Here is a 20,360-nt window from a genome sequence, read left to right on the forward strand (position 1 = left end):
TTTTATGAAACCATTAACAAGTATATCGATCAAAAACTCTCTGAAAAGGATTCACAAAAAGATCTCGTAAAAGAAAAGGAAGCAGACAAGGAATGAGGATATTGACCTTATCCAACTCATGAAAGCAAATTTTGTGTGGTGGTTTAACCAATCACTACTAGCTCAGGTTAAATAAAATAAAAAAAGCAACAACTATTTCGGTTGTTGCTTTTTCTTACTGAAAAATGTTTCTCATACAGTGATCGTTTTATTTCTCAACGCGTGATTTGTTGGCGATATCAGCTAGGATAGCTTGAACAAAGTCATCAACTGGGACAGTGTTGGTTTCTTTTTGTCCATAGCGACGAACGTTGACAGTTCCGTCTTCCATTTCCTTATCACCAACGATCAATTGGTAAGGAATCTTGCTGGTTTGAGAAGCACGGATCTTGAACTGCATTTTTTCATTGCGCTCATCCACGTCTGCACGGACACCACGGTCACGGAGTTTCTTAGCCACTTCCCAAGCGTAGTCCACGTGTTTTTCGTTAGAAACTGGGATGAGGGTTACTTGGTGTGGTGCCAGCCATGTTGGGAAGGCACCCTTGTAGTTTTCAATCAAGATAGCTGTGAAGCGTTCCATGGTTGAGATAACCCCACGGTGAATCATAACTGGACGGTGCTCTTCACCATCAGCTCCGATGTATTTGAGGTCGAAGCGTTCTGGAAGCAAGAAGTCAAGCTGGATAGTCGAAAGGGTTTCTTCTTTTCCGAGAGCTGTCTTAACTTGGATATCCAATTTTGGTCCGTAGAAGGCTGCTTCACCTTCAGCTTCAAAGTAGTCAACACCCATTTCATCAAGAGCTGCACGAAGCATAGTTTGGGCATTTTCCCACATCTCATCGTTATCAAAGTACTTGTGAGTATCTTGAGGGTCACGAAGAGAGAGACGGAAGCGGTATTCAGTCAAGTTGAAGTCTTCATAAACATCGATAATCAACTGAAGGGCACGTTGGAATTCTTCTTGGATTTGTTCAGGAGTTACAAAGAGGTGACCGTCGTTGAGGGACATTTCACGTACACGTTGAAGACCAGTGAGGGCACCAGATTTCTCGTAGCGGTGCATCATACCGATTTCAGCGATACGGATTGGCAATTCACGGTAAGAGTGAACATGGTGTTTGAAGACTTGGATGTGGTGTGGGCAGTTCATTGGACGAAGGACAAATTCTTCCCCGTCACCCATGTCCATAGTTGGGAACATGTCTTCTTGGTAATGATCCCAGTGACCAGAAGTCTTGTAGAGTTCAACAGAAGCAAGTGGTGGAGTGTAAACGTGTTGGTAGCCAGAAGCCAACTCTTTGTCGACGATGTAGCGTTCCAATTCACGACGTATAGTCGCACCATTTGGTAACCAGAATGGAAGCCCTTGTCCGACTTCTTGTGAAATCATGAAGAGGTCAAGCTCTTTACCAAGTTTACGATGGTCACGTTCTTTAGCTTCTTCACGCATTTGAAGGTAGTTTTTCAAGTCTTTCTTGTCAAACCAAGCTGTACCGTAGATCCGTTGCATCATCGCGTTGTCACTATTTCCGCGCCAGTAAGCACCTGCTACATGAAGAAGGTGGAAGATTTGGATACGGCTTGTTGATGGAACGTGAGGGCCACGGCAAAGGTCTACATATTCACCCTGACGGTAGATAGTCAAACCGCCTTCGTCCTCAGAGTGTTCTTCAATCAATTCCAACTTGTAAGGGTCGTTTTTGAAGATTTCACGTGCCTCGTCTTTCGTCACTTCTTCACGGATTGATGGGAAGTTTTCTTTGACGATTTTTTGCATTTCTTCTTCGATACGAGGAAGGTCTTCGTTGGAGATTTGACCAGCCTGATTGTCCGTATCATAGTAGAAACCATCTTCGATAGCTGGACCAACTCCCAAGTGAATGTCTGGGAAGAGGCGACGAGCTGCTTGGGCAAACAAGTGGGCAGCTGAGTGACGCAAGATCGGAAGGGCATCTTCGTGATCAGGTGTCACGATTTCGATGCTTCCATCTTCAGTGATAGCACGAGTCGTGTCGATGAGTTTGCCGTTGAATTTACCAGCCAAGGCTTTTTTCGCTAGGGAATTGCTGATAGATTGGGCAATTTCAAAAGTTGTCACGCCAGATTCGAATTCACGAACAGCGCCATCTGGGAAAGTAATCTTAATCATGGTTTTCTCCTTAAATATTTATTCTATTTTTGTTGGACAATTTTAAGAGCCGAGCAACTTCTTCCGCAGTCTGATTCTCTGATTGACTACCATCTGTTACGAGGCTAGGATAGCCTAATCTCACCGCTTCCTTACGAACCATTTGAGCAAAAAGAATGTCTCGTTGCATCCAGTTTTCAAAAGCTTGCTCGGGGTTGGTTGTACCCTCTAAGACATAAGGAACCCATTCTCTCTGTATATAATGCTTTTTTTGAAAATCAGCTGTCGGAGTCAAGCATAGATAGGAAGATGCTGGACATTCAAGCTTCTTTACCAAGTGAGGCAAAAGTCCTGCTCCCTCCACCAAGAGAGGTCTGTTTTGATTTTTTATCAAGTAAGATTTTACATAAGGAAAAATCTCTTCATAAAAGCGCCATTCTTCATCTGCCATCTCTTCTGGATTTCTCATCCAGATTTGTTCTGGATTTCTATCCTGCCTAAGAAGGCAAATTGGCTGTGAGTCTTCACTTGCTTGACTCATCATCTTTTCTACCAAATCATCCAGTTTGATATGAAGTAGTTGATACTGTCTAGCAAGAAGTGAGGCAATTGTTGACTTTCCACTACAAGGCGATCCGCCAATCATATAAAGCATCATTCTTCCTCCTTCTGACAAAACAAAAACGACATCCTAAAAGGACGTCGCAACGTGGTTCCACCTTCATTCATGTTCCTCAAAAAAGAGGGACACCTCTGATTGGCTTTAACGTAGCCACCGTTTTATGTTTGCATAAAAGTCAGTAGAGTAGTATCAGTTTAGGCTTTCTATGCGTTTCCAGCAACCACGCACTCTCTAGTAGAAAGGGACTAAGTGACTTGTCTCTATGCATTATTATAGCATGATTGCGAGAATTTTCAAGGTTTTTGTATAATTTTTTTATTTTTCTCTCGCTGGAAGACATGCTTGATCCCCACACCAGCAGCCAACCCAAGTAGGGCAAAGAGTTCATAGGCTAAGAAGTAAAGCAGGATGAATTCGCCAAAGGTGATGATGGTAAAGCAAAAGAGCAGACCAATACCGAGTAGCCACCAAAGTGAGAAATGAAATCGATAGCTATAAAGTAGCGATACGATAAAGGTTACCAGAGGTGAAAAGAGGATGATGTTGTAAATGTACAGTCCCTTCAGTGTATATGGGTCAGAGATGAGTAGTGAGAATAGCTCATAGAGTGGCCAGTAAAAAAAGAAAGTAATAAGGTAGTATGGGATATACTTAAGATAATTCCGCATGGCAATAGTCCTCCAATCTGGAAAAAAATGAGAGATATTGTAGACCACATAATCCTAAATGAAGGGGAAATCTCTACTTATATTATAGCACGATTTAAAAGCTCTTACAATTTAATCCAGTGATCAGTGATAGTGATCTTTTCGAGTGTTTTCTGTTATAATACTAACAAAAGAAGTAAAAGGGTAAGGAGAAAGAATGACCAAAATAGCAGTTCTTTCAGACATACATGGAAATACGACAGCTTTGGAAGCTGTTTTGGCTGATGCAAGAGCGGCAGAGGTAGACGAGTACTGGCTTTTGGGAGATATTCTCATGCCTGGAACAGGACGTAGAAGGATCTTGGATCTCTTAGCAAGTTTGCCTATCACTGTAAGAGTGCTGGGAAATTGGGAGAATAGTCTCTGGCGAGGTCTGCATCGCAAGTTAGATCCTACAAAAGCGAGCCATCGTTATCTCCTGCGCCAAAGTCAGTACATCTTAGAGGAGGTCAGCCCTGAAGAAATCGAAGACCTCCACAATCAACCTATGCAAGTTCATCGTCAGTTTGGTGATTTAACGGTAGGAATCACTCACCATCTTCCTGATAAAAACTGGGGAAGGGAGTTGATTCATACGGGAAAACAAGAAGATTTTGATAGATTGGTGACGGAGCCACATGCTTCTATCGCAGTATATGGCCATATTCATCAACAGTTGCTTCGTTATGGAAGTGATGGACAGTTGATTCTTAATCCAGGTTCCATTGGCCAACCTTTCTTTCTAGATGCGAAGTTGCGTAAGGACCTGAGGGCTCAGTATATGATTTTAGAGTTTGATGAAGCAGGTTTGTCTGATGTTGATTTTCGTCGTGTGGATTATGATGTAGAAGCTGAATTGCAGTTGGCTAAGGATTTAAAGCTCCCTTATTTTCAGGTCTACTATGAAAGTTTGGTAAATGGGATTCACCATACTCATAATCACGAATTGTTAGGTCAGATTAGTGAACAAGAAGGTTATGATCAGGATGTTGAACTCTGGATGGAAAGAGACAAGAAAGATTGGTTTTAAGAGGACTTCTAGCTAGAAATCAGATAGTCCAGTGACTGCTGTTTCGCGATAAGTCGAACTGGATACGAATTGACGGCTTCTCAAATTTATGTTAAAATAACGGAATGTAAATAATTTGAATCTCATACTAATTGATATTCAAAATAAGAGGAGACAGATAATGAAACCAGAAGAGTTACACGCCATTGCCTCGGAGTTAGGCTTGCAATTTGACGAAGATTCGCGTAGTATTTATGGCACGCAGTCAGGCTATTTACTTTTCCTGCAAGAAACTGACGTGAAAAATCAGTTTCGACTTTGTGTCAGTGTGAGTTTGAATGGCAATCCTGCGGATTCAGAAGAAAATGAATTGGTTTGGGATGAGTTTAAGAGTGAATCTCTTCCAAACTTGTCGACCTTGTCTATCAATCAGTACCTTGTTTCTTTTGTCGTAAAAGGTGCCATGCGCAAATCCAAAACAATCGAAAAGTTACAGACGCTCATAACAGACCTCGTTGCATTCCTTGAAACCCATCATTTCGTCCAAGTGTGTGGCTACAGTGGTCAAGAGGGGCCGATTGGTCTGTATCAACTAGGTGATTCAATTTTCCTTATCAACGAGGAAAGCTATCAATTGCTGAAGAGCAACCTTCAGATCGAGGTGGATTCTTATCAAAACCAGAAGGAAAATGTTCTTCTTGGAGCAGTCGGTGCCTTGCTGGGAGCCTTGATTGGTGGAGCAGTTGCTCTATTTATCGCGCGCCTAGGTTATGTAGCTATGGTAGCGGGTATCGTTCTGGGGATTTGTACCATTAAAGGATATGAAATACTTGGAAGAAAGGTATCTCGAAAGGGGATTGTAATTTCCTCTATTTGGATGGTGATTACTGTCTTTCTAGTGAATCAAATTGATTTGGCGATGGAAGTCGTTGCCAAACTAGGGGTTGAGTTTGCTTTTGCTTTCCGAGTGGTGAATCAATTAATCTTTAGCGGTGATTTCCCAGATAACTATTTTTATAATCTAGCTATGTTAGCTGTGTTTACCTTAGTTGGTGCTGGGGTGTCTATCAGCTCAGTCTGGTCAAGTCATAAAACAAAAGGGATTGTCCGTAAAATTGCATAAAAAAATAAGTCTTTGTATGTCCTCCGCTGTTCTGGGTACCAAGAGGGATACAGGACTTTTTGCATGGAGAAGGTAATCATTCGTTAATATTTGACAGGATAAGCAAAAAAGGTATAATGTTTATACGGGAAAAGATGAATAAAATATCAATGAAAGGAGAAGAAGATGCAAATTTCAAGCCGATTTACAATTGCGACTCATATGATGATTATTATTGCAATGCAGGATACAGACAGCAAGGTAACCAGTGATTTTCTTGCGGCTAGTGTCGGAGTTAATCCAGTCATTATCCGTAAGACTTTATCGCAACTCAAAAAAGCAGGATTGATTTCAGTTGCGCGTGGGACGGGCGGTACCGAGATTATAAAGGACCTCCAAGATATTAGCCTTTTTGATGTGTATCAGGCTGTCGAATGTCTAGGAAAATCTGGCAAACTCTTTAGTTTCCATGACAATCCCAATCCTAATTGCCCAATTGGTGCTAATATCCATGCAGTCTTGGACCAAAAGTTGTTCGATGTCCAAGCAGCTATGGAAAACCAACTGCGTCAGACAAGTCTGGCTCAGGTTGTAGCCGATGCTCAGAATAAACTGTCTAAGTGAGAGGACTAAGGTTCTCTTTTTCTATTGCCACAATTATGGTACAATGTAGTCATCAAAGGAGGAGACTATGTACTTTATCACAGGATTTTTTGTCCTACTTTTTCTTGTTTCGTTTTTAAGGGACAATCGCAGTCTCTGGAATCCAGCTCTCTTGCTTTTGTCTCTGCTCTTTTCTTATATGTCCATTGCCAATCTTTTTTACGAAGCTGGGCAGAAAGAAGTGCACATGGTTTTCTTTGCAGGGATTTTTCTCCTGCTGCCTCTTTTAGTTTTTCTAAGTGGTTTTTTCCTTATTTATAATGGATTTGTGTTATTGAAAAAAGAAGGAAAATCCAAGGCAAATTATTTGTCTCTAGGATTAGGGTGCGTGATTCTATTCTTTTTTGTAATCATGGCGATTCGAGTGAGCGATACTAAGGGCTTGTTCTATACCAATCATCTAGTGAATATTATCTTTTTCTTTTTGATTTATTCGTATTTGATTTTTGGTTTTGCTTTTGCAGGATTTCTGCTTTATTCTATTCTGTATCTTTTTATTCCCAAGAAAAAATATTATGATTTTATCATCATTCACGGAGCAGGCTTATTGAATGGAGAAAAAGTGACTCCCTTACTGAAGAGTCGCATTGACAAGGCAGTAGAAGCTTATCACCAGTCTCTCAATCCCAATGTTAAAATCATCGCAAGTGGTGGTCAAGGTGGAGATGAAAAGATATCCGAAGCTCAGGCGATTTGTAATTATTTGCTGGAAGAGACGGATGTTCCGAGAGAAGCGATTCTCCTAGAGGAAGACTCAACGACGACCTATGAGAATCTTCTCTTCTCAAAAGAAATGGGAGAGAAGCTGGTGGCCAGTCCACGTTTTCTCTTTGTGACCAATGATTACCATGTTTTTCGTACCAGTACCTATGCTCGCCGTATTGGGATGAAGGGAGATGGCCTTGGTTGCCGTACAGCCGCCTACTATATCCCATCGGCCTTTATCAGAGAATACATTGCTCTATGTGTGAAGATGAGATGGCTTTTTATCGCTTTCTATGTTTTGTTGATTTTAGCTCTGATTTTCTCTTACAGAGGTATTTTATGGTAATCAAAAAATCAGCTCTCCATTTTTGCGGAGAGCTGGATTTTTATTCTGCGGCTTGTTGCCAACGTTTTGCTAGCTTATGAGACAAGCTAGAAATAGCAAAGTTAAAGATAAAGTAAATCAAGGCAATCAGGATATAAAGACTGAAGACCTGCTCTGGTTCAAAATAGCGTCCCATGAGAATTTGGCTGGCGCCAAAGAGTTCCTGTAGAGCGATAACAGAGTAGAGAAGGCTGGTATCCTTAATCACAGTTACAAACTGAGAAATGATAGCTGGCAGCATTTTACGGATCGCTTGTGGGAGAATGATGTAGTAGAGGATTTGCGTAGAGGTGAATCCTTGCGACATTCCTGCTTCATACTGGCCCTTGTCCACGGCATTGAGGCCGCCTCGGATAATCTCAGCCAGGGCTGCTGAGGTAAAGAGGGTAAAGGCAGTAATACCAGCTGGTGTGGACTTCATCTTAAACACCAAAAAGATGGTGAAAATCCAGAGGAGGTTGGGAACGTTACGTACAAACTCGATATAAATGCTGGAGATGATCCGTAAGACAGGATTTTTCCCATTTCTCATGACGGCTAGTACTGTTCCGATAAGGGTCGAGAGGACGATAGCAATCAGAGAAATGTAGAGAGTTAAGCCAAATCCTTTAAAGATAAAGACTAGGTTATCTGGGGTCAAAACTTCTAAAATAGATTCCATAGTAACCTCCTAAAGTGAATAGGCTTTTTTGTTGGCTTGCTCCATCTTGCGACCAAACTGGGCAACAGGGAAGCACAGGGCAAAGTAGAGAAGAGCAGCGCCTAAAAAGGCTGGGATATAGTTTCCGTTGAGAGCCGACCAAGACTTAGTCACAAACATCAAGTCTACTCCAGAGATGATAGCTACGGTAGAGGTGTTCTTGATGAGGTTAACAATTTGGTTGGTCAAAGGTGGGAGAATGATACGGAAGGCCTGAGGCAAGATAATCAAGCGCATGGCACTGATATAGGTAAAACCTTGCGACAAGGCGGCCTCCATCTGACCGCTAGGAATAGACTGAATCCCTGAACGAATAACCTCAGCAATATAAGCGCCGTGATAGAGTCCCACACAAAGTACAGCTGTCCAATAAATGGGAATCATGATGGTGTGTTCACTGATAAGGGGCAAACCATAAAAGACGATGACAAACTGCACCAAGAGGGGAGTATTTTGATAAAATTCGACAAAGATACGAGCCAAAACACGCAAGAATGGGCGTTTGCTGGTTGACATGGCCCCAAAGAAGATGCCCAAAACCATGGCGAGGATAAAGGAACCAATCGCTAGGGCAAGAGTGAAGAGGAAACCATTGAAAAATTGTCCAAAATCCTGAAAATAGGCTGTCCAAGATGATAAATCTGTCATGGGGTGTCCTCCTTAATCTACGGTATGGCTAGATGGTTTGAGTTTGTAACGGTCATAGAGTTTCTGCAAACTACCATCCTTGGTCCATTTAGTGACCAAGCTATCAAGATAGTCGTTTAGCTCGGTATTTGATTTTTTGGTGACGATACCGTAGTCAGATGGCTTGAAACTATCATCTAGTAGTTCTGTCCGTTTGCTGATGTAGCCGGACAGGATAGAGCGGTCCACGGAAAAGGCATCAATACGGTGAGCGTGAAGGGAAGTAATCAATTCTGGGTAGGAACCAAGTTCGACGAATTTAAAGGTTAGACCTTTCTTTTTGCCCAGTTCAGTAATCAGGCGTTGGGTGATGGAACCTTGGGCAACTCCGATCGTTTTACCGTTTAGGTCCTCAATGCTTTTGATGTTGGCGGATTTATTGACCAAAAAACCAGAAGAATCCGTGTAGTAGGGACTGGTGAAGTTGTATAATTTTTTACGTTCATCTGTGATGGTGAAGGTCGCGATATCCATATCGACCTGTTCGTTATCTAGTAGTGGACCACGGGTTTGAGCGGTAACAGGAACGTAGCGAATCTTGACCTTGAGTTCGTCTGCAATCATCTTGGCAAGGTCCGTTTCGATACCAGAATAAGTCCCTGTCTTGGGATCCTTGTAGCCAAAATTGGGAACATCTTGTTTGACACCGACAACTAGTTCGCCTCTTTTTTGAATGTCTGCGACGCTGGTATCGGCTTGGGCTGGTTTGGCAGCAGCAAGGCTGAAAAGGCTAATCAATAATGCGGATAAAAAGAATTTCTTTTTCATAGGCGCCTCCTTATTTGACTTTGTCACTTTCGTGGTTGATAATTTTGCTGAGGAATTGTTGGGCACGAGGTTCGCTTGGGTTGTCAAAAAAGTCATCGACATCTGTCGTATCCACCAAAACTTCTCCGTCTGCCATAAAGATGATGCGGTCCGCAACCTCTCGAGCAAAGCCCATTTCGTGGGTAACGATGATCATATTCATCCCGTCATGCGCCAGTTTTTGCATAACTGCTAGAACATCTCCAATGGTCTCAGGATCAAGAGCAGATGTTGGCTCATCAAAGAGGAGGAGTTCCGGATGCATGGCAAGACCACGAGCAATGGCGATCCGCTGTTTTTGCCCACCAGATAGCATAGCTGGATAGGAATCTTTCTTGTCCCACATATTTACAAATTCCAGATATTTTTGGGCTGTTTTTTCAGCTTCTTTTTTATCAAGACCGAGAACTTTAATGGGCGCAAGTGTCACGTTTTCTAACACTGTTTTGTGTGGATAAAGATTAAAATGTTGAAAAACCATGCCGACTTCCTTACGAAGAGGAACTAAATCTTTCTGACTAGCACCTGCTACTTGGTGTCCATTGACCAGGAGACTTCCTTTGTCAACAGCCTCTAAACCATTAATCGTACGGATAAGAGTAGACTTCCCAGAACCAGAAGGTCCAAGCAGGACAACAACTTGTCCTTTTTCAAAACGGAGATTGATGTCGCGGAGTGCGTGATAGTCTCCGTAATATTTTTCGACGTTTTTAAATTCTACTAAAGCCATGAGAGACCTCCTTTGTGTTAGATTTTATAACATGATTCTACAACAAAAGAATGTTCTTGTCAAATCATATCTGAAAAAAATTCACTAAAATTTTATAAAAAAGCAATCTGGATAGAGAAAATGCCTAAATCATGTTATAATGAAACGATAGAATTCTTAGAAAGAGTGGATGTTTTTTTGATAACTCCTACTTATGAATGGCAGTTTGCCCCGCAGGTTGAAGATGCGGATTTTACAAAGATAGCCAAGAAGGCTGGGCTGGGTCCTGAAGTGGCTCGGTTATTATTTGAAAGAGGGATTCAGGATGAAGAAAGTCTAAAGAAGTTTTTAGAACCTTCTTTAGAGGACTTACATGATCCCTATCTGCTCCATGATATGGATAAGGCAGTGGAACGGATTCGTCAGGCCATTGAAGAAGGGGAAAACATTCTCATCTATGGAGACTACGATGCGGATGGAATGACTTCAGCTTCGATTGTGAAGGAAAGTTTGGAACAGCTTGGCGCCGAGTGCCGAGTTTATCTGCCTAATCGCTTTACAGATGGCTATGGTCCCAATGCCAGTGTCTATAAATACTTTATCGAGCAAGAGGGAATTTCCTTGATAGTGACAGTGGATAATGGGGTTGCCGGTCATGAGGCCATTGAATTGGCTCAGTCTATGGGAGTGGATGTCATTGTGACCGACCACCATTCCATGCCGGAAACCCTTCCTGATGCCTATGCGATTGTTCACCCTGAGCATCCAGATGCGGACTATCCCTTCAAATATTTGGCCGGATGCGGAGTGGCTTTCAAGCTAGCTTGCGCTCTTTTAGAAGAAGTGCAAGTGGAATTGCTTGATTTGGTAGCTATCGGAACCATTGCAGATATGGTGAGCTTGACAGATGAAAACCGTATCATGGTTCAATATGGTCTGGAAATGCTGGGGCATACTCAGCGTATTGGTCTACAAGAAATGCTGGACATGGCTGGGATTGCTGCGAACGAAGTGACAGAAGAAACGGTTGGCTTCCAGATTGCTCCTCGTTTAAATGCCTTGGGGCGGTTGGATGATCCCAATCCTGCCATTGATTTGCTGACTGGGTTTGACGATGAGGAAGCACATGAGATTGCCCTCATGATTCACCAGAAAAATGAAGAACGTAAGGAAATCGTCCAATCTATCTATGAAGAAGCTAAGACCATGGTGGATCCTGAGAAGAAGGTCCAGGTTTTGGCCAAGGAAGGCTGGAATCCTGGCGTTCTGGGTATCGTGGCTGGGCGCTTGCTAGAGGAATTGGGGCAGACAGTCATCGTTCTTAATATAGAAGATGATCGTGCCAAGGGTAGCGCTCGTAGTGTGGAAGCGGTCGATATTTTTGAAGCTCTGGATCCCCATCGAGACCTCTTTATCGCCTTTGGCGGCCATGCTGGTGCAGCTGGAATGACGCTGGAAGTTGAGAAACTTTCAGATTTATCTCAGGTTTTAGAAGACTATGTCCGTGAAAAAGGTGCAGATGCTGGTGGCAAGAATAAGTTAAATCTAGATGAAGAGTTGGATTTGGAGACTCTTAGTTTAGAAACGGTTAAAAGCTTTGAACGCTTGGCACCCTTTGGGATGGATAATCAGAAACCTGTCTTTTATATCAAGGATTTTCATGTCGAAAGTGCCCGTACTATGGGAGTAGGCAATGCCCACCTCAAACTAAAAATTTTCAAGGGTGAGGCGAGCTTTGAAGTGGTGGCCTTTGGACAAGGTAGATGGGCGACAGAGTTTTCTCAAACCAAAAACCTAGAATTAGCAGTCACCCTGTCTGTCAATCAATGGAATGGGCAAACTGCCCTCCAGTTGATGATGGTGGATGCTCGTGTGGAGGGTGTTCAACTCTTTAACATTCGTGGGAAGAACGTAGCCCTGCCAGAAGGGGTTCCAGTCTTGGATTTCTCTGGAGAGGTGCCAGATTTAGCGACTAGTGATGCTGTGGTTGTGAAAACCATTCCCGAGGATATTACCTTGCTGAAGACCATTTTTCAGGAACAGCATTTCTCTGCTGTCTATTTCAAAAATGACATCGATAAAGCCTACTATCTGACAGGTTATGGGACTAGGGAACAGTTTGCCAAATTGTACAAGACCATTTACCAGTTCCCAGAGTTTGATATTCGCTACAAGCTGAAAGATTTGGCAACTTATCTCAATATCCAACAAATCTTGCTGGTCAAGATGATCCAAGTATTTGAAGAGCTGGGCTTTGTGACGATCAAAGATGGTGTCATGACAGTCAATAAAGAAGCGCCGAAAAGGGAAATTGCTGAAAGTCAGATTTACCAAAATCTCAAACAGACCGTTAAAGACCAAGAAATGATGGCGCTGGGTACCGTGCAAGAAATGTATGATTTTTTGATGGAGTTATAGATGGAAAGGGACTGAGATGACCTATCTCGGTCTCTTTTTGACGGATAAATGCTTGATGTGGGAGTGGTTGAGAAGACGGTCTTTTGAGTGATTTACTGATGAAAAGATTGGGGGAATGATTCATTTTTATTCTCTTCTATCACTTTATACGATGTCTGCTTTTAAACCTTATGTAGTAAAAGTATAAATTTTTGTAACATGACTAAAATATAACTCTAAACGAACTGACATGTAAATCAAGTATGATTTTCTTATCAAGAAAATATAAGGGGAATCCAGTTATGAAAAAAACAGTTACGAAACTGACTCTTGGTTTGACTTCTACGGCTATTTTAGCTACAGTTGGTGCTCAAACTGTGCACGCGAACTCTTACGTTGTCCAAGACGGTGATTCATTTTATGCCATTGCAACTGCAAACGGCATGGATCCGCATGAGTTGGCAGCTTTGAATGGAAAAACCATCTTTGATACTATCCACCCAGGCGATGTATTGGAAGTGAGTGGTTCCGCTCAGGCTAGCTCTACCTACAGTGCTCCAGCTAGCACTGCGAATGTGGTATCAGATACAGAGGATGTTGTCGAAAAGACTCCTACAAACTATGGAAACTCTTATCCTGTTGGTCAGTGTACATGGGGCGTGAAAGAATTGGCTCCCTGGGCTAGCAACTGGTGGGGAAATGCCAACACGTGGGCAATCTACGCGAGCGCTCAAGGTTATAAGACAGGAAGTGTTCCAGTAGTAGGAGCAATCGCCGTTTGGGATGGTGGTGAATATGGACACGTTGCTTATGTAACAGATGTTCAAAGTGAAAACTCTATCCAGGTATTGGAAGCAAACTACAGACGCCAAAAGCAGATTGCGAATTATCGTGGCTTCTTTAATCCTCATGAATTTTTAGGTAACGTCACTTATATCTATCCAAACTAAAGATGATAAAAAGATTTAGAATTTCTAAGTCTTTTTTCTTTTTGAAGAAATTTCCTATCGTTAACCTCCATCTTAATGGCTAATTGCTGAAATTTTTAGATTCTGTAGCGAACAGGAAATTCTCGCTTTTAGATGCAGATAAATCATGTCTTTGTAGAAAATAGTTCTCAAGTCGAGAGGTAAAAGCAAGTTTTTTGAACTAAAAGAGAAATTTAGAGTTCGAGAAAGGTATCTGAAATCAAATTGATTCAGAAAATCCATATTTTTGATGGTGCAATCCTTCCATTATCTTCGATGAAGCCTCCAAAAGAGAAGTCAAAGTTAAAGGATTCGATTCACAGTAGTGACTAATCTCTAGTTAAAAACCTATCTTCGTTTTGAAAATAATCAAAAAAATGGTATAATGGTAGGAAAAGATTCGGCTGGAAGTTTTAGAACTTTTAGAATAAGAGGGTAAATTCACCCTATAATCAAGATAAATGAAGTTTCGGAGGAAAAATGAGTAATATTAGTTTAACAACACTAGGTGGTGTACGAGAAAATGGGAAAAATATGTACATCGCTGAAATCGATGGTTCTATTTTTGTTTTGGATGCGGGGCTTAAATACCCTGAAAATGAACAACTAGGTGTTGATGTCGTCATTCCAAATATGGACTACCTTTTTGAAAATAGCGATCGTATCGCTGGGGTCTTCTTGACTCACGGACATGCGGATGCCATTGGTGCCCTGCCTTATCTTTTGGCAGAGGCTAAGGTGCCTGTGTTTGGTTCTGAGTTGACCATTGAGTTGGCCAAACTCTTTGTCAAAGGAAATGATACGGTTAAGAAATTCAATGACTTCCATGTGATTGATGAAGATACAGAGATCGACTTTGGAGGGACTGTGGTTTCCTTCTTCCGTACAACTCACTCTATCCCAGAAAGTTTGGGAATAGTCCTGAAAACAGCTGAAGGTAGCATTGTTTACACAGGTGACTTCAAGTTTGACCAGACAGCTAGTGAATCCTATGCGACGGATTTTGCTCGTTTGGCTGAAATCGGTCGTGATGGTGTCTTGGCGCTCCTCAGTGATTCAGCCAATGCAGACAGCAATATCCAGGTGGCGAGCGAGAGTGAAGTTGGAGAGGAAATTACCCAGACCATTGCAGACTGGGAAGGTCGTATCATCGTTGCCGCAGTTGCCAGCAACCTTTCTCGTATCCAGCAGGTTTTTGATGCTGCAGCAGATACAGGTCGCAGAGTTGTTTTGACTGGATTTGATATTGAAAATATCGTCCGCACTGCGATTCGTCTCAAAAAATTATCTCTAGCCAATGAAAGTCTTTTGATCAAACCCAAAGAAATGTCTCGTTTTGAAGACCATGAGTTGATTATCCTTGAGACTGGTCGTATGGGTGAGCCTATTAATGGACTTCGTAAGATGTCCATTGGACGCCACCGCTATGTGGAAATCAAAGATGGAGACTTGGTTTATATCGTAACGACTCCATCTATCGCCAAAGAAGCCGTCATGGCGCGTGTGGAAAATATGATCTACCAAGCTGGTGGTGTGGTGAAACTCATTACCCAAAGCTTGCGGGTGTCCGGACACGGGAATGCGCGTGATTTGCAGTTGATGATCAATCTTTTGCAACCAAATTACCTCTTCCCTATCCAAGGGGAGTATCGTGAGTTGGATGCGCATGCCAAGGCTGCCATGGCAGTTGGAATGTTGCCAGAGCATATCTTCATCCCTAAAAAGGGAACGACCATGTCTTATGAACATGGGGACTTTGTTCCAGCTGGGGCAGTTTCTGCAGGTGATGTCTTGATTGATGGAAATGCCATCGGGGATGTTGGAAATGTCGTCCTTCGTGACCGTAAGGTCTTGTCAGAGGATGGAATCTTTATCGTGGCGATCACTGTCAACCGTCGTGAGAAGAAAATTGTGGCTAAGGCCCGTGTTCACACGCGTGGATTCGTTTATCTCAAGAAGAGTCGTGACATTCTCCGTGAAAGTTCAGAATTGATTAACCAAACGGTAGAAGAGTATCTTCAAGGTGATGACTTTGATTGGGCAGATCTCAAAGGCAAGGTTCGCGACAATCTGACCAAGTACCTCTTTGATCAAACCAAGCGTCGCCCGGCAATCTTGCCAGTCGTGATGGAAGCAAAATAATAAGCAGCATACCTACAGAAAAAGTCGAAATTCGGCTTTTTCTTATAGAATAGTAAAAGGAGACAACCATGGCAGTTATGAATATTGAGTATTACTCAAAAGTTTTGGATATGGAGTGGGGCGTTACCGTACTCTATCCAGATGCTAATCGGGTGACTGAACCAGATTGCACGGATATTCCTGTTCTTTATCTTTTGCACGGAATGTCAGGAAACCAAAATAGCTGGCTCAAACGTACCAATGTCGAGCGCTTGTTGCGTGGGACCAATCTCATTGTTATCATGCCCAATACTAGCAATGGCTGGTACACAGATACTCAGTATGGCTATAACTACTATACAGCTCTAGCAGAAGAGTTACCTCAGGTAATGAAACGTTTCTTCCCCAATATGACCAGCAAGCGAGAAAAAACTTTCATAGCAGGCCTATCCATGGGTGGATACGGTTCCTTCAAACTCGCTCTATCGACAAATCGTTTTTCTCATGCGGCTAGTTTTTCTGGTGCACTCAGTTTTCAGGAATTTTCTCCTGAAAGTCAGGATCTGGGGTCACTTGCATACTGGCGAGGAGTTTTTGGAGAGATTAAAGACTGGACAGCTAGTCCTCGTTCGCTTGAAAGCATGGCTGCAAAATCCGATAAAAAGACTAAACTATGGGCTTGGTGTGGAGAGCAAGACTATCTCTACTCTGCCAATAATCTCGCAGTGAAAAACCTCAAAAAACTTGGTTTTGAGGTGACCTATAGTCATAGTCTAGGTAAGCACGAGTGGTACTACTGGGAAAAACAATTGGAACGTTTTTTGGCTACTCTACCAATTGACTTTGTCTTGGAAGAACGTTTATCTTAGTTTTAGGTTTCTTTCAGCTTTCTTCAGTAAAATAGAGAATCTATCTTGATCAAGGAAAATGTGATTTCAAGATAGGTTCTTATTTTTATGAAAGGTGGGGCGTCATGTTCTGGATTATTCGATTATTCTTCCGATTTCTTTTGGGAATTTGGCGTTTCTTCTGGCGTCTGGTTTGGACTGTGGTCATTCTACTGCTCATTGCCTTTGGAGTGGTTTGGTATCTGTCTGGTGATTTTCATTCTGCGGTCAATCAGGTTGAAAAAATGAGCAAGATTGGTCAAGGTGGCTGGAATCAATGGAAGGAGACGGGAACGCTGGAAGTCTTGTCTCAGACAGACAGTCACCAACATGCAGAAGGCAAGTGGGCTCAAGCTTCAGCTCGCATCTATATTGAGCCTCAAATGGATGAGACCTTTCAAGGTGCCTATGCAGAAGCCATAAAAAACTGGAATCAAACGGGAGCCTTTACCTTTGAGGTGGTTGCGGATCCTAGTCAGGCAGATATTGTGGCAAGTGAAATGAATGATGGATCGACTGCTGTAGCAGGTCAAGCCGAGAGTCAAACCAATTTGTTAACCAAACAATTTATATCTGTAACGGTTCGCCTGAATCACTATTATCTATCCAATCCAAACTATGGTTATTCTTATGAACGGATCGTGCACACGGCGGAGCACGAGCTGGGGCATGCCATCGGATTGGATCATACCAACGAAACTTCTGTCATGCAGCCAGCAGGTTCTTACTATGGAATTCAGCCTCAGGATGTGAAGGCTGTTCAAGAACTCTATACCAGAAGCGACTAGATGAAGTCGGTGCAATCTGAAATGAAATCAAAGCTCCTCCATCAAGTGATTGGTGGGGCTTTTTGTTCGTCCTGTTACGGCCTTTTTGTTATAATGGAACTATGAATAACTTGATCAAATCAAAACTAGAGCTCTTGCCGACCAGCCCTGGTTGTTACATTCACAAGGATAAAAATGGCACCATTATCTATGTAGGAAAGGCTAAAAATCTGCGCAATCGCGTGCGGTCCTATTTCCGTGGGAGTCACGATACCAAGACAGAGGCTCTGGTGTCTGAAATTGTAGATTTTGAATTTATCGTCACTGAGTCCAATATTGAGGCACTTCTTCTAGAAATCAACCTCATCAAGGAAAATCAGCCCAAGTACAATATCATGCTCAAGGATGATAAGTCCTATCCCTTTATCAAAATCACCAATGAGCGCTATCCGCGGCTTATTATCACCCGTCAGGTCAAAAAGGACGGTGGTCTCTACTTTGGTCCCTATCCAGATGTAGGGGCAGCAAATGAAATCAAGCGTCTACTGGACCGGATTTTTCCTTTTCGGAAATGTACCAACCCACCCTCTAAAGTCTGTTTTTATTACCATATTGGCCAATGTATGGCTCACACCATCTGTAAAAAAGATGAGGCTTATTTCCATTCCATGGCTCAGGAGGTTTCTGATTTCCTAAAAGGACAGGATGACAAAATCATCGATGACCTCAAGGGCAAGATGGCAAAGGCAGCTCAAAGTATGGAGTTTGAACGTGCGGCGGAATACCGTGACCTGATTCAGGCCATTGGAACGCTTCGGACCAAGCAACGGGTCATGGCGAAAGATTTGCAAAATCGGGACGTCTTTGGTTACTATGTGGATAAGGGCTGGATGTGTGTTCAGGTTTTCTTTGTTCGTCAAGGCAAGCTCATTGAGCGGGATGTCAATCTCTTCCCCTACTACAATGATCCGGATGAGGACTTCTTGACTTATGTAGGACAATTCTATCAAGAAAAATCTCACCTGGTTCCCAATGAGGTTCTGATTCCGCAGGATATCGATGAAGAAGCTGTCAAAGCCTTGGTGGATACTAAGATTCTCAAACCCCAGCGTGGAGAGAAAAAACAGTTGGTCAATCTAGCTATAAAGAATGCTCGTGTCAGCCTAGAGCAGAAGTTCAATCTGCTAGAAAAATCAGTTGAAAAGACTCAAGGGGCTATTGAAAATCTGGGACGCTTACTCCAAATCCCGACTCCAGTCCGTATCGAATCCTTCGATAACTCCAATATCATGGGAACTAGTCCTGTTTCAGCCATGGTTGTATTTGTCAACGGCAAACCGAGTAAGAAGGATTACCGTAAGTATAAAATTAAGACTGTCGTTGGAGCAGACGACTATGCCAGTATGAGAGAAGTCATTCGCAGACGCTATGGCCGAGTTCAACGTGAGGCTTTGACTCCGCCAGATTTGATTGTCATTGATGGAGGGCAAGGTCAAGTCAATATCGCCAAACAGGTCATCCAAGATGAACTGGGCTTGGATATTCCAATTGCTGGGCTGCAAAAGAATGACAAGCACCAAACCCATGAATTGCTCTTTGGAGATCCACTGGAAGTGGTGGAGTTGTCTCGCAATTCTCAAGAATTCTTTCTCCTCCAACGCATCCAGGATGAGGTGCACCGCTTTGCTATCACCTTCCACCGCCAACTGCGCTCAAAAAATTCCTTTTCTTCACAACTGGATGGGATTGACGGTCTGGGACCTAAACGCAAACAGAATCTCATGAAGCATTTTAAATCTCTCACTAAAATCAAGGAAGCTAGTGTGGATGAAATTGTCGAAGTTGGGATACCAAGGGCAGTCGCAGAAGCTGTTCAGAGAAAGTTGAACCCGCAGGAAGAAGTGGAGTTGGCTCAAGTAGCGGAAGAGAGAGTAGATTACCAAACGGAAGGAAACTATCATGAACCATAAAATCGCAATTTTATCAGATATTCATGGAAATGTGACTGCCTTAGAAGCAGTGATTGCAGATGCCAAAACTCAAGGAGCCAGTGAATATTGGCTCATGGGAGACATTTTCCTCCCTGGTCCAGGTGCAAATGACCTGGTCGCTCTGCTAAAGAATCTTCCTATCACGGCAAGTGTTCGAGGCAATTGGGATGATTGTGTCTTAGAGGCTTTAGATGGGCAATATGGCTTAGAAGATCCACAGGAAGTCCAGCTCATGCGATTGACCCAGTTTTTGATGGAGCGAATGGATCCTGAAACGATTGTCTGGCTACGAAACTTACCTATGCTAGAAAAGAAAGAAGTTGACGGACTGCGCTTTTCTCTTTCTCATAATTTGCCAAATAAGAACTATGGTGGTGACTTGCTAGTTGAGAATGATACAGAGAAATTTGACCAACTCCTAGATGATGAAGTTGACGTAGCGGTCTATGGTCATATTCACAAGCAGTTGCTTCGTTATGGCAGTCAAGGGCAACAAATCATCAATCCAGGTTCAATTGGTATGCCCTATTTTGATTGGGAGGCGTTAAAAAATCACCGTGCCCAGTATGCCGTGATAGAAGTTGAAGATGGGGAATTACTCAATATCAAATTTCGTAAAGTCGCTTATGATTATGAGGCTGAGTTAGAATTGGCCAAGTCCAAGAGGCTTCCCTTTATCGAAATGTATGAAGAACTACGTCGAGATGACAACTATCGGGGACACAATCTGGAACTCTTAGCTAGTTTAATTGAAAAGCATGGGTATGTAGAGGATGTGAAGAAATTTTTGGTGGCTATAAAGTCAGAATATAAGGTAGACTAGTTTCTTAACCCCCCTGAAAATTAGTTGGAACTGGATGAGGAAAAATCTGATTTTAATGATAAGTTTAAATCCAGGGCTTCATCCGTGTTCCAATTTCTTTCAATGAAAAATCTCTGCAAGCTCTTTCAAAATATGGTAGAATGGAAGCAGTAGAATTAGAA

General features: G+C 42.5%; 18 protein-coding genes and 1 pseudogene. 11 read left to right on the forward strand and 8 right to left on the reverse strand.

Annotation, left to right across the window (positions count from 1 at the left end; genetic code table 11):
- Nucleotides 1-247 precede the first annotated feature (247 nt).
- The 4 genes and pseudogenes from thrS to Q4443_RS02360 form a co-directional block, all read right to left on the reverse strand.
- A complete protein-coding gene (gene thrS / locus Q4443_RS02345) occupies nucleotides 248-2,191 on the reverse strand; it encodes a threonine--tRNA ligase (protein ID WP_049518899.1) in 1,944 nt (647 codons plus the stop codon).
- 10 nt (nucleotides 2,192-2,201) lie between these two features.
- Entirely contained in the window at nucleotides 2,202-2,825 is a 624-nt protein-coding gene (locus Q4443_RS02350) for an ATPase AAA (RefSeq protein WP_049518900.1), read from the reverse strand.
- Nucleotides 2,825-3,012 (reverse strand): annotated as a pseudogene (locus Q4443_RS02355) (hypothetical protein). Before Q4443_RS02355 ends, Q4443_RS02350 begins: the two are co-directional and overlap by 1 nt.
- 73 nt (nucleotides 3,013-3,085) lie before the next feature.
- Nucleotides 3,086-3,460, reverse strand: a complete 375-nt coding sequence (locus tag Q4443_RS02360) for a hypothetical protein (RefSeq protein WP_049477608.1) — start codon at nucleotides 3,458-3,460, stop codon at nucleotides 3,086-3,088.
- Between the two features lie 196 nt (nucleotides 3,461-3,656).
- Between Q4443_RS02360 and Q4443_RS02365 the strand changes: the two genes are divergently transcribed.
- The 4 genes from Q4443_RS02365 (at nucleotide 3,657) to Q4443_RS02380 (ending at nucleotide 7,303) form a co-directional block, all read left to right on the forward strand.
- Nucleotides 3,657-4,508, forward strand: a complete 852-nt coding sequence (locus Q4443_RS02365; protein ID WP_049518901.1) for a metallophosphoesterase — start codon at nucleotides 3,657-3,659, stop codon at nucleotides 4,506-4,508.
- Between the two features lie 160 nt (nucleotides 4,509-4,668).
- Nucleotides 4,669-5,610, forward strand: a complete 942-nt coding sequence (locus Q4443_RS02370) for a hypothetical protein (protein WP_049518902.1) — start codon at nucleotides 4,669-4,671, stop codon at nucleotides 5,608-5,610.
- A gap of 165 nt (nucleotides 5,611-5,775) precedes the next feature.
- Nucleotides 5,776-6,213: an Rrf2 family transcriptional regulator gene (locus tag Q4443_RS02375; protein ID WP_049518903.1), complete on the forward strand. Its 438-nt coding sequence runs from the start codon at nucleotides 5,776-5,778 to the stop codon at nucleotides 6,211-6,213.
- Between the two features lie 67 nt (nucleotides 6,214-6,280).
- Nucleotides 6,281-7,303, forward strand: coding sequence for a YdcF family protein (locus Q4443_RS02380; RefSeq protein WP_000273635.1), 1,023 nt, complete (start codon nucleotides 6,281-6,283; stop codon nucleotides 7,301-7,303).
- Between the two features lie 40 nt (nucleotides 7,304-7,343).
- Here the strand turns inward: Q4443_RS02380 and Q4443_RS02385 are convergent, their stop codons facing one another.
- From Q4443_RS02385 to Q4443_RS02400, 4 genes are read right to left on the reverse strand one after another with little or no spacing between them, the layout of a single operon-like run.
- The gene (locus tag Q4443_RS02385) at nucleotides 7,344-8,003 is read right to left on the reverse strand and encodes an amino acid ABC transporter permease (protein ID WP_049518904.1); all 660 of its coding nucleotides are present in this window, start codon (nucleotides 8,001-8,003) and stop codon (nucleotides 7,344-7,346) included.
- A 9-nt stretch (nucleotides 8,004-8,012) separates the two neighbouring features.
- A complete protein-coding gene (locus tag Q4443_RS02390; RefSeq protein WP_000131126.1) occupies nucleotides 8,013-8,690 on the reverse strand; it encodes an amino acid ABC transporter permease in 678 nt (225 codons plus the stop codon).
- 12 nt (nucleotides 8,691-8,702) lie between these two features.
- Entirely contained in the window at nucleotides 8,703-9,497 is a 795-nt protein-coding gene (locus Q4443_RS02395) for a transporter substrate-binding domain-containing protein (protein ID WP_000726183.1), read from the reverse strand.
- Nucleotides 9,498-9,507: 10 nt separating this feature from the next.
- On the reverse strand, nucleotides 9,508-10,266 hold the full coding sequence (locus Q4443_RS02400; RefSeq protein WP_049518905.1) for an amino acid ABC transporter ATP-binding protein: 759 nt from the start codon (nucleotides 10,264-10,266) through the stop codon (nucleotides 9,508-9,510).
- 177 nt (nucleotides 10,267-10,443) lie between these two features.
- Between Q4443_RS02400 and recJ the strand changes: the two genes are divergently transcribed.
- The 7 genes from recJ (at nucleotide 10,444) to Q4443_RS02435 (ending at nucleotide 20,199) form a co-directional block, all read left to right on the forward strand.
- Nucleotides 10,444-12,663 carry a single-stranded-DNA-specific exonuclease RecJ gene (gene recJ / locus Q4443_RS02405; RefSeq protein WP_049518999.1) on the forward strand — a complete coding sequence of 740 codons (2,220 nt, stop codon included), beginning with the start codon at nucleotides 10,444-10,446 and terminating at the stop codon, nucleotides 12,661-12,663.
- 281 nt (nucleotides 12,664-12,944) lie between these two features.
- Nucleotides 12,945-13,592, forward strand: coding sequence for a CHAP domain-containing protein (locus Q4443_RS02410; protein WP_000754477.1), 648 nt, complete (start codon nucleotides 12,945-12,947; stop codon nucleotides 13,590-13,592).
- Nucleotides 13,593-14,090: 498 nt separating this feature from the next.
- Complete coding sequence (locus Q4443_RS02415) at nucleotides 14,091-15,752, forward strand: ribonuclease J (RefSeq protein WP_042902754.1); 1,662 nt, start codon at nucleotides 14,091-14,093, stop codon at nucleotides 15,750-15,752.
- 68 nt (nucleotides 15,753-15,820) lie between these two features.
- On the forward strand, nucleotides 15,821-16,600 hold the full coding sequence (locus Q4443_RS02420; protein ID WP_303407894.1) for an alpha/beta hydrolase family protein: 780 nt from the start codon (nucleotides 15,821-15,823) through the stop codon (nucleotides 16,598-16,600).
- Between the two features lie 104 nt (nucleotides 16,601-16,704).
- Nucleotides 16,705-17,406: a M57 family metalloprotease gene (locus Q4443_RS02425; RefSeq protein WP_303407895.1), complete on the forward strand. Its 702-nt coding sequence runs from the start codon at nucleotides 16,705-16,707 to the stop codon at nucleotides 17,404-17,406.
- A gap of 101 nt (nucleotides 17,407-17,507) precedes the next feature.
- A complete protein-coding gene (uvrC, locus tag Q4443_RS02430; protein WP_049518909.1) occupies nucleotides 17,508-19,355 on the forward strand; it encodes an excinuclease ABC subunit UvrC in 1,848 nt (615 codons plus the stop codon).
- On the forward strand, nucleotides 19,345-20,199 hold the full coding sequence (locus Q4443_RS02435) for a metallophosphoesterase (protein ID WP_049518910.1): 855 nt from the start codon (nucleotides 19,345-19,347) through the stop codon (nucleotides 20,197-20,199). The genes uvrC and Q4443_RS02435 overlap by 11 nt, the downstream gene beginning before the upstream one ends.
- Nucleotides 20,200-20,360 lie beyond the last annotated feature (161 nt).

The sequence above is a fragment of the Streptococcus sp. GP0011 genome (assembly GCF_030546305.1).
In the GTDB taxonomy this organism is placed as follows: domain Bacteria; phylum Bacillota; class Bacilli; order Lactobacillales; family Streptococcaceae; genus Streptococcus.